This window comes from Bradyrhizobium sp. CCBAU 45321 (assembly GCF_028128975.1).
GTDB lineage: Bacteria > Pseudomonadota > Alphaproteobacteria > Rhizobiales > Xanthobacteraceae > Bradyrhizobium > Bradyrhizobium yuanmingense.
On record NZ_LFKZ01000129.1, the window covers coordinates 563,683 to 577,507 of the forward strand.

The 13,825-nt window shown below is 65.3% G+C and carries 10 protein-coding genes and 1 pseudogene; 8 read left to right on the plus strand and 3 right to left on the minus strand.

Features of this window, described 5'->3' with window-relative positions:
- Positions 1-257 precede the first annotated feature (257 nt).
- The 7 genes from ACM43_RS32380 to soxA all read left to right on the plus strand — a co-directional run bounded on the left by ACM43_RS32380 (position 258) and on the right by soxA (position 6,484).
- Positions 258-707 (plus strand): (2Fe-2S)-binding protein, encoded by a 450-nt coding sequence (locus ACM43_RS32380; protein ID WP_271545607.1) that lies wholly within the window; start codon positions 258-260, stop codon positions 705-707.
- 12 nt (positions 708-719) lie between these two features.
- Positions 720-2,906 carry a xanthine dehydrogenase family protein molybdopterin-binding subunit gene (locus ACM43_RS32385; RefSeq protein WP_271545608.1) on the plus strand — a complete coding sequence of 729 codons (2,187 nt, stop codon included), beginning with the start codon at positions 720-722 and terminating at the stop codon, positions 2,904-2,906.
- Positions 2,907-3,010: 104 nt separating this feature from the next.
- On the plus strand, positions 3,011-4,282 hold the full coding sequence (locus tag ACM43_RS32390) for an NAD(P)/FAD-dependent oxidoreductase (protein ID WP_271545610.1): 1,272 nt from the start codon (positions 3,011-3,013) through the stop codon (positions 4,280-4,282).
- Positions 4,283-4,475: 193 nt separating this feature from the next.
- Complete coding sequence (gene soxX / locus ACM43_RS32395) at positions 4,476-4,919, plus strand: sulfur oxidation c-type cytochrome SoxX (RefSeq protein ID WP_271545676.1); 444 nt, start codon at positions 4,476-4,478, stop codon at positions 4,917-4,919.
- A gap of 4 nt (positions 4,920-4,923) precedes the next feature.
- Positions 4,924-5,391: a SoxY-related AACIE arm protein gene (locus tag ACM43_RS32400; RefSeq protein ID WP_271545612.1), complete on the plus strand. Its 468-nt coding sequence runs from the start codon at positions 4,924-4,926 to the stop codon at positions 5,389-5,391.
- Positions 5,391-5,708, plus strand: a complete 318-nt coding sequence (soxZ, locus tag ACM43_RS32405; protein ID WP_271545613.1) for a thiosulfate oxidation carrier complex protein SoxZ — start codon at positions 5,391-5,393, stop codon at positions 5,706-5,708. Before ACM43_RS32400 ends, soxZ begins: the two co-directional genes overlap by 1 nt.
- Positions 5,705-6,484, plus strand: a complete 780-nt coding sequence (gene soxA, locus ACM43_RS32410) for a sulfur oxidation c-type cytochrome SoxA (RefSeq protein WP_271545615.1) — start codon at positions 5,705-5,707, stop codon at positions 6,482-6,484. Before soxZ ends, soxA begins: the two co-directional genes overlap by 4 nt.
- Positions 6,485-6,537: 53 nt before the next feature.
- Here soxA and ACM43_RS32415 read toward each other — a convergent pair whose 3' ends face one another.
- The 3 genes and pseudogenes from ACM43_RS32415 to ACM43_RS32425 all read right to left on the minus strand — a co-directional run bounded on the left by ACM43_RS32415 (position 6,538) and on the right by ACM43_RS32425 (position 10,183).
- Positions 6,538-8,205 carry a regulator gene (locus ACM43_RS32415; protein WP_271545617.1) on the minus strand — a complete coding sequence of 556 codons (1,668 nt, stop codon included), beginning with the start codon at positions 8,203-8,205 and terminating at the stop codon, positions 6,538-6,540.
- An 11-nt stretch (positions 8,206-8,216) separates the two neighbouring features.
- Positions 8,217-8,915: a cysteine hydrolase family protein gene (locus ACM43_RS32420; RefSeq protein ID WP_225139651.1), complete on the minus strand. Its 699-nt coding sequence runs from the start codon at positions 8,913-8,915 to the stop codon at positions 8,217-8,219.
- A 326-nt stretch (positions 8,916-9,241) separates the two neighbouring features.
- Positions 9,242-10,183 (minus strand): annotated as a pseudogene (locus ACM43_RS32425) (hypothetical protein).
- 163 nt (positions 10,184-10,346) lie between these two features.
- Here ACM43_RS32425 and ACM43_RS32430 point away from each other — a divergent pair.
- On the plus strand, positions 10,347-13,823 hold the full coding sequence (locus ACM43_RS32430) for an indolepyruvate ferredoxin oxidoreductase family protein (RefSeq protein ID WP_271545619.1): 3,477 nt from the start codon (positions 10,347-10,349) through the stop codon (positions 13,821-13,823).
- The last annotated feature ends 2 nt before the right edge of the window (positions 13,824-13,825 follow it).

Below are 13,825 nucleotides of genomic sequence, written 5' to 3' on the forward strand. Positions count from 1 at the left end.
GGAACCGGCATTCACAGCCGGACGTCGCCTCAAGCCGGGGATTGGCGCCCTCGGAACAAGGCCTCAACCCGAATCGATTGCGAAGGGATGAGCCAAAACGGCCTCCCGGTCCATACCCCAGAGCGGGGCCCATGCGCCCTGGCCGCGCTCGGTTTGTTGATTTGAACCTCGGACTGTTGATTTGAACCGTTCCAGTTTGCCGCACACATTGCGCCCCTGAGTTCAATCGGTGGATTGGGCCAATCAGGGGACTTGCGATGGCAAACCTAACAATCAACGGAAAAACCTTCACGCTCGACGTCGAGCCGGATACGCCGCTGCTCTGGGCGATCCGCGAGAATGCCGGCCTGACCGGCACCAAATACGGTTGCGGCATTGCACAATGCGGTGCCTGCACGGTTCACCTCGACGGCGTTGCGATGCGCTCCTGCGGCATCTCGGTCAGCGAGGCCGAGGGCAAGCAGATCACCACCATCGAGGGGCTCGCCTCGGGCAATACGCTGCACAAGGTGCAGGAGGCCTGGATCGCCCAGGACGTGCCGCAATGCGGCTATTGCCAGAGCGGCATGATCATGGCGGTGGCCGCGCTCTTGAACGAGAAGCCGAAGCCGACCGACGCCGACATCGACGAGGCCATCACCAATATCTGCCGCTGCGGCACCTTCCAGCAGGTGCGCGAGGCGATCCACACGATCGCGAGCGCGTAAGGAAATCCCCACATGAACAAGCATATATCGCCGCGGCTCAACCGCCGCGCCTTCGTCATCGGCACCGCTGCGGTCGGTGCCGGCCTTGCCATCGGCCTCGACCTGCCCTTCGGCGGCCCCGCCGTGGTCCGCGCCGCCGACGGCTCGCCGGAGATCGGCGCCTGGGTCGTGGTCAGGCCCGACGACACCGTGGTGATCCGCATCGCCCGCTCGGAGATGGGCCAGGGCTCGCTGACCGGCCTCGCCCAGCTCGTTGCCGAAGAGCTCGAATGCGACTGGACCAAGGTCACGACCGAATATCCGACCCCCGGCCAGAGCGTCGCCCGCAAGCGCGTCTGGGGTGATTTCTCGACCGGCGGCAGCCGCGGCATCCGCTCCTCGCAGGACTATGTCCGCAAGGGCGGCGCCACCGCGCGCGTGATGCTGATCCAGGCCGCAGCCGACGCATGGAAAGTGCCGGCGTCCGAATGCAGGGCCGCGAACAGCGTCATCACCCATACGCCCTCGGGCCAGACCACGACCTACGGCAAGGTCGCCGAGGCCGCGGCGAAACTGACGCCGCCGGCTGACGTCAAGCTGAAGGATCCGAAGGACTGGAAGCTGATCGGCAAGGGCGTCAATCGGCTCGACACGGTCGACAAGACCACCGGCGCCATGATCTACGGCGCCGACGTCAGGCTGCCGGGCATGCTGAACGCCGCGATCAAGGACTGCCCGGTGTTCGGCGGCAAGCTGAAGAGCTTTGACGAAGCCAAGATCGCCAACATGAAAGGTGTCAAGAAGGTGGTCAAGGTCGGCGACACCGCCGTCGCCGTCGTCGCCGACACCTGGTGGCACGCCAAGACCGCGCTGGAGGCGCTGCCGATCGTCTGGGACGAAGGCGACAACGCAAAAGTCTCCAGCGAGTCGATTGCGAAATGGCTGGCCGAGGGCCTCGACAATGCGCAGCCGGCCTATGTCGGCAACAAGAACGGCGACGCGAAGGCCGCGATTGCCGGCGCCGCCAAGAAGGTCGAGGCCGTCTACTCCTATCCCTACCAGAACCACGCCACGATGGAGCCGATGAATGCCACCGCGCTCTACACGGCGGACCGATGCGAGGTCTGGTGCGGCACGCAGAACGGCGAGGCGGCGTTTGCAGCGGTGCTGGAAGCGTCCGGCCTGCCGGCCGAGAAGTGCGACGTGCACAAGGTGATGTTAGGCGGCGGCTTCGGCCGGCGCGGCCAGACCGACTATGTCCGCCAGGCCGTCATGATCGCCAAGCAGATGCCGGGCACGCCGGTCAAGCTGCTGTGGTCGCGCGAAGAGGACATGGCGCACGGCAGGTATCACCCGATCACCCAGTGCAAGATGACCGGCGCGTTCGATGCCAACAACAACCTGATCGCGCTGCACTACCGCCTGTCCGGGCAATCGATCCTGTTCTCGCTCCGCCCCGAAGCGTTGCAGAACGGCATGGATCCCGCGGCATTCCAGGGCGTCGCCCAATCCGGCGAAGCCGCATTCGGCTATTCGGTGCCGAACCTTCTGGTCGAGCATGCGATGCGCAACCCGCACGTCCCACCGGGCTTCTGGCGCGGCGTCAACGTCAATCACAACGCGATCTACATGGAATGCTTCATGGACGAGCTCGCCCATGCCGCAGGCCAGGACCCGCTCGAATTCCGTCGCAAGCTGATGGGCAACCACCCCAAGCACCTCGCGGTACTCAATGCGGTGGCCGAGAAGATCGGCTGGACCACGCCGGCGCCGCAAGGCGTCTATCGCGGCATCGCGCAGGTGATGGGCTATGGCAGCTATGTCGCCGGCGCCGCCGAGATCTCGGTGACAGAGGGCAGCAAGATCAAGGTGCATCGCATCGTCGCTTCCACCGACCCCGGCTACGTCGTCAATCCGGCGCAGGTGGAACGGCAGGTCGCCGGCTCCTTCGTCTATGGCCTCTCCGCGCTGTTCTACGGCGGCTGCACGGTGAAGGGCGGCAAGATCGAGCAGACCAACTTCGACACCTACAATTCGATGCGCATCAACGAGATGCCGAAGGTGGAGACGGTGATGGTGCCGAGCGGCGGGTTCTGGGGCGGCGTCGGCGAGCCGACCATCGGCATCGCGGCGCCGGCGGTGCTGAACGCGTATTTCGCCGCGACCGGCAAGCGCATCCGCCATGTGCCGCTGCGCGACCAGAACATCACCTTCGCGTAAAGCATGATCCGGAGAAGTGTGGAGCGGTTGTCCGAAAAGATCATGCTCAAACGTCAAATCGCGGCGGCCGTATCGGCCGCCGCAGCATTTTCCGGACAAGTCTCATGAATGCGCCGGTGACGCGGCGGAATGCCGTCCTCGGCATCGCCGTCGCGGCTACATCGCTCGCCGCACCTTCGATCCTGCGCGCGCAATCGGCGGGCCGCGTCGTCGTGGTCGGCGGCGGCTTTGGCGGCGCGGCTTGCGCCCTCGCGCTCAAGCGCGCCGATGCTAAATTACAGGTCACCCTGATCGAGCCGAACCAGACCTACATCTCCTGTCCCTTCAGCAACGAGGTGATCGCGGGCCTGCGCGAGATCGAGGCGCAGCAGTTCGGCTATGACAAGCTTGCCGCCGGGGGCATCGGCATCGTCACACAAGCTGCGACGGGCATCGACACGCAGACGCGTCGTGTGACGACGGGCGATGGCACCACGTTTGGCTATGACCGCCTCGTGCTTTCGCCCGGCATCGACTTCCATCTCGAGGCCCTGCCCGGCTACGACGGTGCCGCGTCGGAGACGATGCCGCATGGCTGGAAGGCTGGCGCGCAAGCGCTTTTGCTGCGCCGGCAATTGGAGGCGATGGCGGACGGCGGCACGGTCGCCATTGCAATCCCGGCCAATCCTTCCAGGTGCCCGCCGGCGCCCTACGAGCGCGCGAGCCTGATCGCGCATTATCTGAAGTCGAGAAAGCCGCGCTCGAAAGTTCTGATCCTCGATGCCAAGGACGCGTTCTCGCAGCAGCGGCTGTTCGAGAAGGCGTGGAAGGAGCTCTATGACGACATGATCGAGCGCGTCGCCCTGTCGCAAGGCGGCCGCGTCACCTCGGTCGATCCGACGACGCGAACCATCGTCACGGAGTTCGGCAACTACACCCCTGATGTCGCCAATGTCATCCCGCCGCAGCGCGCGGGCCGCATCGCCGCCATCGCGGGCGCTGCGGACGCGACGGGCTGGTGCCCGATCGATCCCGTCACGTTCGAGTCGAAACTCGTTCCGAACGTCCACGTCATTGGCGATGCCTGCCTCGGCGGCGGCATTCCCAAATCGGCAGCCGCTGCGAGCGCGCAGGGCAAGGCGTGTGCTGGCGCGATCGTGAATCTCTTTGCAGGCCGCGGGCCGGAGACGCCGCGCCTGACAGGCGTCTGCTACAACGTCGTCGCGCCCGGTTACGGCTTCTCGCTGGCCGGCAATTACGAGCCCAGGGGCGACATCTTCGCCGAGGTCGAGGGCGGCGCCACCAGCCCGGTCGACGCGCCGCCCGAATTGCGGGCGCGCGAAGCGGCAGAGGCGGAGCGCTGGTTTGAAGCCATCACGGCGGACACCTTTGGCTAGAGCAATGATGGAACGAGCCTGCCGCCACGACCACAGTGCGCCCCCTCCCCCGTCTGCGGGGGAGGGTTGGGGAGAGGGTGTCTCCGCTCGCGAGACCCCCCAAGAGGAAAGAGCCCTCACCCGGCGCTGCGCGCCGACCTCTCCCGCAAGCGGGAGAGGTAAGAGGAGCTTGCGGCTGGATCTCTCGTCTCACATTCCATCGGTCGTCGCTGCGGTGATTACGCTAAGCCTTGCACTTGCCGCTGGGGCGAGAGCCGAAGAGCTCGTACCCTACAAGATCGTCGGCGACGGCATTCCCGCCTCGCTCACCGGCTCACCCGGCGATGCCGCGCGCGGGCGCGCGCTGGTGCTCACTCGCACGACGACGTGCATCCTCTGCCATTCGGGCCCATTTCCGGAAACGCGGTTCCAGGGCGACCTCGCGCCTGATCTTGCCGGTGCCGGGAACCGGTGGTCCGCGAGCCAGTTGCGGCTTCGACTGGTCGATGCCTCGCGCTTCAATCCGGACACCATCATGCCGTTCTATTATCGCAACGATGGCCTCGTCCGCGTCGGACGCAACTTCGCCGGCAAGCCGATCCTGTCGGCTGCGGAGATCGAGGACATCGTGGCCTTTCTTGCAACGCTTCGGGACTAGGTTCATGCCAACGACGCGACGACAATTCTTGAACCTTGCCGGAGGCGTGACAGTCGCCGGCACGGTTCCGATCGTGACGCTGCGGCCGCTTCAAGCGACGCCGGCGATGCTCAACGCTGCGATCCGTAACCTCGTCGGCGAAGCCCAGCTTCGCAGCGGCAGGATCAGGCTCGACATTCCGCCGCTGGTCGAGAACGGCAACACGGTGCCGATGACGGTCAGCGTTGCAAGCCCGATGACGGCGGATGACCACATCAAGAGCATCCACGTCTTCAACGAGAAGAACCCGCAGCCGAACATCGGCAATTTCTATCTTGGTCCTTCCGCCGGCCGAGCCCAGGTCTCGACCCGGATCCGGCTCGCCGACACCCAGAAGGTGGTCGCGATCGCGCGCCTGTCCGACGACACGTTCTGGCAGGTTGCCGCCGATGTCGTCGTGACGCTGGCGGCCTGCACCGAGGAGATGAACTGATGGCCGCCCTCATCAACGTTCCCTCGAAAGCCAAACGCGGCGAGATCATCGAGATCCGCACGCTGACCTCGCACATCATGGAAACGGGATTCCGCCACACCGCGGACGGCAAGCTCGTGCCGCGCGACATCATCACGAGCTTCGTCTGCCGCTACAACGGCGCCGAGATCTTTCGTGCCGACCTGTTTCCAGCGATCGCGGCGAACCCATATTTGTCGTTCTTCACGGTGGCCAAGGAGAGCGGCAAGTTCGAGTTCGAGTGGATTGGCGACAACGGCTATTCGTCCACCGCATCGGCATCGATCACGGTCGGATGATCTCTTGGCGCGCGATAGCGGCGGCAACAATGTTCGCCGCGGCCCCTGGCCTGCTTGCCGGAGAAGTCCCGCCCGATGCGCGCCGCTCCGGCTATGCCTTCATGGGTCCGGACACCCGGGCGATGCAGGACGAGGACACCGCAAATCCCGGCATGCTGTTCGTGCTCGACGGCGAGCAGCTGTGGAAGAAGAAGACCGGCAGCGCCGAGCGGGCATGCGCCGATTGTCATGGCGATGCGCGCACCAGCATGAAGGGCGTCGCGGCGCGTTATCCCGCCTTCGACAAGGCACTTGCGCGCCCCGTCACGCTCGACCAGCGCATCAATCTCTGCCGGGCCAATCATCAGCAGGCGACGCCGCTACCTTACGAGACCCGCGACCTGCTGGCATTGTCCGCCTTCATCGGCCACCAGTCGCGTGGCACCTCGATCACCGCCGGCGACGATCCGCAGCTCAAGCCGTTTGTCGACCAGGGCCGCGACCTCTTCATGCAACGCGAAGGCCAGCTCAACCTTGCCTGCACCAACTGCCATGACGACAATTTCGACAAGCGCCTCGCCGGCGCCCCGATCACGCAAGGACAGCCGACCGGCTATCCGCTGTATCGACTGGAATGGCAGACGCTTGGCTCGCTAGAGCGGCGTCTGCGCAGCTGCATGACCGGTGTCCGCGCCCAGGCCTATGATTACGGCTCACCCGAGCTGGTCGCACTCGAGCTCTATCTGATGTCGCGCGCGCGTGGCCTGCCGATGGAGACGCCGGCGGTGCGGCCATGAAACAGCAACGGCCGGACCATCCACCCGGCCGTTCCGCAACAATGAAGCCGGGCCTATTCCGCCGGCGCGGCCGACATCTCCGGATGCGCGGCATAGTGCTCGCTAGCGCCGAGCTTGCTGGCGGCGAACAGGCCGGCGGCCATCACGGCGTAGGCCAGCGCGACCGCGGGGGTCACGCCAAAGCCGCCGCCGATGCCGACGGCCTCGCCATGCATGAAGCCGAAATAGGTCAGGGTTGCCCCGACCAGCGCAAAGGCGGAGGCCTTCTCGAAATCGCGCTCAATGATGAAGACACCAATGGCGCCGAGGATGAGGCCGCCGAGGATGGAGCCGCCGCCCATCACCTCGAGGCCGTGATAGAACACGCCTTGCTGCGGCAGCGCGGCAATCGCAGCCGTTTTGACTGCGTCGGCCTTGTCCGCCGCCATCCCGCCGACGGTTGCTGCCGCAGTCATGGTCGAGGCCAGCATCGTATCGATCTGGAGCTTGGCCCACGCCGCAAGGTGCGGGGTCAGTGCCAGCACGATCGCAGGCGCGTGCTTGACCGGCGTGGTCTGGAACGCCTGCGCGCCGATCAGCATGCCGATGTAGAGCAGGATCGGCGAGATTGCGACGACGGGCACCAGCGCCAGCAGCACCGAGATGATGCCGAACCAGGACAGCACCACCACCATGACGCCAGTCGCAGCCGAATAGCCGATCCGGCCGCCCATCGCCTTCCAGCCGGGATGACCGATATAGACGGCGTTGATGAAGGGATTGCCCATCAGGCAGCCGATCAGGCTGACGACGCCGTCGGCGGTGAGCACGCGCGTGGTCGGATAGTCGTCTCCGGCCGCTTCCGCGCTCTCGACATTGTCCATGGCCTCGACGAGGTCGTAGATGCCGAACGGAATGGCCGTGACCAGGATGATGCCGAGGAATTCGAAGCCGGAGAAGACATAGCCCAGCGCCGGGATCGGCACCGAGAACCCGAAATTGGCAAAGGCCGCGCCAACACCCGCGATGCTCAGGCCGCCGAGGCCGAGCCCGAACAGGTTCGAGCCCCAGGCGATGATCATGCCGGCCGCGATCGCGACGAGGCCCGCGGGAATGCCGCGCCAATATTTCACGCCGCCGAACCAGCTCACCAGGATGATGGCGAAGCAGACGAGACCGATCTGCGGCGTCATGTACATCTCGAGCGCCGGCCGCATCGAGATGAAGGTGACGGAGACGCCCGCGAGCGTGCCGAGCAGCGCCGCGCGCGGCGTGATCTTGCGGATGAACGGCGCGATGAAGCCGCCGATCATTAAAATAAAACTCTGGAAGAATACCCAGACGAGACCCGCCGACCAGCCCTTGAGCGGATCGCCGGTCTTGAGCGTGATCGGCAGCATGATCACGAAGGTCACGATGAACATGTGCGGCACGCTGACGCCCGACGGCAGCGCGCAGACATCGTTGCGGCCGGTCTTCTGGGCGAGGCGGTAGGCGAGATAGGCGTAGTAGAAAGTGGAGAGACACATCATCAGCCCCAGCGCGGGCAGGATGCGGCCGAACACGAGGCTGTCGGGCATCTTCAGCACGAAGCGCAACAGGCCCGTGAGCACCAACATGTTGACGAGGATGTTGGTGCCGAAGCCGAACAACGCGTTCCAGTCGCCCGACGTCCAGAGCGCCGGCTTGAAGTCGGAGTTGTTCAGATCAGAACTGCCGGCCGCCCCCGTCAATGTGCTCATGACAATACCCCCTATGTGGTCGAAACCTTCATTGCCTCCAGAACTGCGGCTGAATCCGCGACCCAGCCGAAGATCCCGCCCTGGGCCTTGATCATCTTCAGGCCCATCTCGTGAAACTCGGGGAAGTAGGACGCGCAGCCGTCGGCGATGACGACGCAGCGATAGCCGCGGTCGTTGGCCTCGCGCACGGTGGTGTTGACGCACACTTCGGTGGTGACGCCGCACACCAGCAAATTCTCGATGCCGTATTTCTCCAGGACCTCGCCGAGCTCGGTCGCGTAGAACGCCCCCTTGCCGGGCTTGTCGATCACGATTTCGCTGTCGAGCGGATAGAGCTCGGGAATGATGTCGTGGCCGGCCTCGCCGCGAATGAGGATGCGCCCCATCGGACCGGGATCGCCGATGCGAAGGCTCGGCGCGCCGCGCTCGACCTTGGCCGGCGGCGCGTCGGAGAGATCGGGCAGATGCCCCTCGCGCGTGTGAATGACCAGCATGCCGGTGTCGCGCGCCGCCGTCAGCACCGCGCCGATCGGCTTCACCGCGCGCGCGAGCTGGCTGACGTCGTTGCCTAGCGTTTCGCCGAAACCGCCGGGCTCCATGAAGTCGCGCTGCATGTCGATGATGAGGAGCGCGGTGGCGGGCCAGTCGAGCGTGATCGGCTCGGGCTCGGCGCTGACGACGCCCCTTGTCGGCTTGGCTGAGTTCAACATGACGGCCCCGCGAGAACTCTCCTGAGCGGGAGTTCTGCAAGCGCCGTGCCATTGTGTACAATTGCGATGGGACGAGAGCCGCGAGGGAATTAGTTGCGCAGTCAGAAGGTTACGCCGGCGATCGGCGCCTGCTTATTCCCTGTGCGACGGCTTCGCACCGTGCATCTGCTTAAAGGATGAGCGGCCTCCGCTCGTCATTCCGGGGCGACGCGAAGCGTCGAGCCCGGAATCCATCGGGCGGCAGTGCGCGAGGTGAGATGGATTCTCTGATGCGCAATTGCGCATCATAGTTCGCGCTACGCGCGCCCCGGAATGACGAGCAGAGGCTACCGCCCCGCCCCATACAACCGCCGATGCTCTTCCTCATACGGGGCGTAAGACTCCTTCAGCGTTGCCGCGTTGAGCAACATGGTTGCGACCATCGTGCCCGCCTTGTCGAACACGCGCGTCTTGACCCAGGCGCTTTCGGTGCGGCGGCTGCCCGAGAGCGCGACGACTTCGCGCTCGACCTCGTATTCCTCGCCCTCGAAGAGCGGCCCCTTCAGCAGGCGGATCTCCTGGTCGGCGAACAGGCCGACTGCCGGGCCCTTGGCCGGCAGCGGATCGTCCTTGGAGCGGTACTGGAACAGCACGCTCAGCATCTCCATCGGGATGATGGGCTTGCCCCACGGGTTATCCGCGCCCGAATAGTACGGCGAGCTTTCGGTGATGACGGCGAGCTTCTGCCTCAGCGAGAACGGATAGAGATCGCCCATGTTCTGGTCGAACGCCATGCGCACCGATTGGCGCTTGCCGGTCACGCCGACTTGCACGTCGCGAAGGATCACCGGGTCGGCGAGCGGCTTAAGCTCACGCAGACGCAGACCAAGGGCCGTTGGGCTGTCGATGATGGAGGCCGTGCCGCGCAGCACCTCGGTGCCGTCCCGCTTGACCATTAGAATTTGACACTCCGGTTGCTCAGCCTCAGAGGCCATTAGGATCGCCTGCACCTCTTCGCCCTCGTAGCAGACGCTGCGATAGTGGGCAGAAAGGCAACCTCTTTCGAACCAGACCTACCCCCATTGCCGCTCGCAAAGCGGTGCGAACTGGCTGAAATGCGTCGGGCCTTCGATGGTGCCGCCCTTGAAGCCGAGCTTCTGCGCGGTGGCGTCGTCATGGATCGAGGCGTGCGCGTCGTAGGTCTGCGCCTGCAGCATCTGGCGTGGCCGGCGCCACGGCCCGACCAAGGCGCCTCCGGTCTGAGTGATCTCGGTTTCGAACGCCATCATATTTTCCTCCGCGTGCAAGCCATGACTAGCAGGAGCGCCACGGATGCGGCCAGCGATATTGACTTCGCTGGCCCGTCCTTTTCACTGTCACAATTCGCGTCGCGCAGCCGCGATCCCTCCCGCAGCGCAAACCTCCCGCCGAACGAAAGACGAGGACTCCCGAATGACGCTGTTGCAGGTCGAGCTGGACGACAAATACCGGCTCGAATCGAAGCGGATCTTCCTGTCCGGGACGCAGGCCCTCGTCCGTCTGCCCATGTTGCAGCGCGAACGCGACCGGCTTCAGGGCCTCAAGACCGGCGGCTTCATCTCGGGCTATCGCGGCTCCCCGCTCGGCATGTACGACCACGCGTTGTGGCGGGCGAAGTCACACCTCCAGCAGCACGACATCGCTTTCGTCCCTGGCTTGAACGAGGACCTCGCCGCAACCGCGGTCTGGGGCAGCCAGCAGGTCGGCCTGTTTCCCGGCGCCAAGGTCGATGGCGTGTTCGGCATCTGGTACGGCAAGGGCCCGGGCGTCGACCGCTCGGTCGATGCGCTCAAGCACGCCAATGCCGCCGGCACCTCGCGCAACGGCGGTGTGCTGGCGCTCGCCGGCGACGACCATGGCTGCCAGTCCTCCACGCTGGCGCATCAGAGCGAGCAGGTTTTCGCGGCGGCGCTGGTTCCCGTGATCAACCCGGCAACGCTGCAGGACTATCTCGATCTCGGTCTCTACGGCTTTGCGCTGTCGCGCTTCTCCGGCTGCTGGGTCGGCTTCAAGGCGATCAGCGAAACCGTGGAGAGCTCGGCGTCCATCTACAGCGATCCTGAACGTATCCAGATCAAGCTCCCCGACGATTTCGAGATGCCGCCCGGCGGCCTCAACATCCGCTGGCCCGACCCGCCGCTCGAGGCTGAGAAGCGCCTGTTCGGCCCCAAGATGGCCGCCGTGCAGGCCTTCGCCTGCGCCAATCAGCTCGACCGTATCGTGCTGGATTCCAAGCCCGCGCGGCTCGGCATCGTCGCCACCGGCAAGGCCTATCTCGATCTGCGGCAGGCGCTGGCCGACCTCGGCATCACCGACAAGGACGCGCAGGATCTCGGCCTTCGCATCTACAAGGTCGCGATGACCTGGCCTCTTGAGGAAAGCGGCGCCAGGCGTTTCGCCGAAAGCCTTCAGGACGTGCTGGTGGTCGAGGAGAAGCGCGGCTTCATCGAAGACCAGCTGATGCGGATCCTCTACAACGTCGATGCCTCAAAGCGCCCGACCGTCACCGGCAAGCGCGATGAGCGCGGCGCACCGCTGTTGCCGAGCGAGGGTGAGCTGACGCCGACCATTGTCGCTGGCGCGCTGGTGGCGCGCTTGCGCAAGCTCGGCCATCACAGTCCCGTGCTGGAGCAGCGCCTCGCCAGGCTCGAGGCCTTCGACAACCCGGTGACGACCAGCACGCCGATCAAGCTCGCGCGCACGCCGTTCTTCTGCTCGGGCTGCCCGCACAACACGTCGACGCGGGTGCCCGATGGCAGCCGCGCCATGGCCGGCATCGGCTGCCACGGCATGGCCCTGAGCATGCCGACCCGCCGCACGGACTTGATCTCGCATATGGGCGCTGAGGGCGTGAACTGGATCGGCCAGTCGCCCTTCACAAGCGAGCAGCACATCTTCCAGAATCTCGGCGACGGCACATACACCCATTCCGGCCTGCTCGCCCTTCGTGCGGCTTCGGCCGCCGGCATCAACATCACCTACAAGATCCTCTACAACGACGCCGTCGCAATGACCGGCGGCCAGCCCGCCGAAGGCGCCTTCAACGTCGCGCAGATCGCCCATCAAGTCTGGGCCGAAGGCGTCAAGCGGCTTGCGATCGTCTCCGACGATCCGAGCAAGTACCCGCAAGGCAATTACTTCCCGCAAGGCGCGACCATCCACCACCGCCGCGAGCTCGACGCCGTGCAGCGCGAGCTGCGCGATATCAAGGGCCTCACGGTCATCATCTACGACCAGACCTGCGCCGCCGAGAAGCGCCGCCGCCGTAAGCGCGGGCTCTATCCCGATCCCGCCAAGCGCGCCTTCATCAACGAGCTCGTTTGCGAAGGTTGCGGCGATTGCTCGCAGGCCTCGAACTGCGTCTCGGTGCAGCCGCTGGAGACCGAATTCGGCCGCAAGCGCCAGATCGACCAGTCGAACTGCAACAAGGACTTTTCCTGCGTCGAGGGCTTTTGCCCGAGCTTCGTCACCGTCCATGGCGGCTCGCTGAAGCGGATGAAGACCTCGGCTGTGGATTCCGGCCAGCTGTTCGCGGATCTGCCGCTGCCGCCGGCGCGTGAGCTGGACGGGCCCTACAACATCCTCGTCACCGGCATCGGCGGCACCGGCGTCATCACCATCGGAGCCCTGCTCGGCATGGCCGCCCATGTCGACGGCCGCGGCTGCTCGGCGCTCGACTTCACCGGCCTGTCGCAGAAGAACGGCGCGGTGATGAGCCATGTCCGCATCGCACGGAGGCCGGAAGACATCTCCGCCGTCCGCATCACCACCGGCGGCGCCGATGTCATCCTCGGCTGCGACATGATCGTCTCCGCGGGCCCGACGGCGCTGAGCCGCGCCGAGCGCGGCTTGACCAAGGCCTACATCAACGCCGATCTGCAGCCGACCGCGAGCTTCGTGCAAAACCCCGATCTCGATTTCGAGATGGGCGCGATGCAGACCGTGCTCCGCGACGCTATCGGCGACAACAACCTCGACATCATCGACGCGACAGGCATTGCCGCGGCCCTGATGGGCGATTCCATCGCAACCAACCCGTTCATGCTGGGCTTTGCGTTCCAGAAGGGCGCGATCCCGCTGTCGCTGGAAGCCCTGCTTCGCGCCATCGAGATCAACGGCGCTGCGATCGAGATGAACAAGCTCGCCTTTACCTGGGGCCGGCTCGCTGCCTACGACATGGCGCGCGTGCGCAGCGTGCTTCAGTTCAAGGCGAGAGCGTCCGCGCCGGCGAAATCGCTCGACGACATCATCGCGACGCGCGCGGAATTCCTGAACTCCTATCAGGACAAGGCCTATGCCGACCGCTACATCGCAGCCGTCGCGAAGGTGCGCAAGGCGGAGAGCGCGGCTTCGCCCGGGTCAACCGAGCTCACCGAAGCGGTCGCAAAGAACCTGTTCAAGCTGATGTCCTACAAGGACGAATATGAGGTCGCCCGACTCTACACCGACGGCAGTTTTGCAAAAAAGGTGTCCGAAAAATTCGATGGTGACTTTACGCTGAAGTACCATCTGGCACCGCCGATCTTCGCCAAGCGCGACAAAGCGACCGGACATCTGCAGAAGCAGGAGTTCGGCAGCTGGATGGTCCACGCCTTCCGCGTGCTCGCCAGGCTCAAGTCCCTGCGCGGCAGCGTGTTCGATCCGTTCGGCCGCACCGAGGAGCGCCGGACCGAGCGGAAATTGATCGCGGATTATCTGGCGATGATCGATCAGCGGATCACAGGGCTGAAGCCGGAGCAGATCTCGCTGCTGACGCGGCTTGCGCGCGTGCCGGAGACCATCCGCGGCTTCGGCCACGTCAAGGAGGCCAACGTCAAGCTGGCGGCGACCGAGACGGCGCGGCTGGAAGCGGAGCTCGAGAACAGCCGCTTCGCCGCGGCTGCGGAGTAGCG

Bases quoted from the DNA above. Each gene is read 5' to 3' on its own strand.
- ACM43_RS32380 (WP_271545607.1), top strand. From the start codon at position 258: ATGGCAAACCTAACAATCAACGGAAAAACCTTCACGCTCGACGTCGAG.
- ACM43_RS32385 (WP_271545608.1), top strand. From the start codon at position 720: ATGAACAAGCATATATCGCCGCGGCTCAACCGCCGCGCCTTCGTCATC.
- ACM43_RS32390 (WP_271545610.1), top strand. From the start codon at position 3,011: ATGAATGCGCCGGTGACGCGGCGGAATGCCGTCCTCGGCATCGCCGTC.
- ACM43_RS32400 (WP_271545612.1), top strand. From the start codon at position 4,924: ATGCCAACGACGCGACGACAATTCTTGAACCTTGCCGGAGGCGTGACA.
- soxZ (WP_271545613.1), top strand. From the start codon at position 5,391: ATGGCCGCCCTCATCAACGTTCCCTCGAAAGCCAAACGCGGCGAGATC.
- soxA (WP_271545615.1), top strand. From the start codon at position 5,705: ATGATCTCTTGGCGCGCGATAGCGGCGGCAACAATGTTCGCCGCGGCC.
- ACM43_RS32415 (WP_271545617.1), bottom strand. From the start codon at position 8,205: ATGAGCACATTGACGGGGGCGGCCGGCAGTTCTGATCTGAACAACTCC.
- ACM43_RS32420 (WP_225139651.1), bottom strand. From the start codon at position 8,915: ATGTTGAACTCAGCCAAGCCGACAAGGGGCGTCGTCAGCGCCGAGCCC.
- ACM43_RS32430 (WP_271545619.1), top strand. From the start codon at position 10,347: ATGACGCTGTTGCAGGTCGAGCTGGACGACAAATACCGGCTCGAATCG.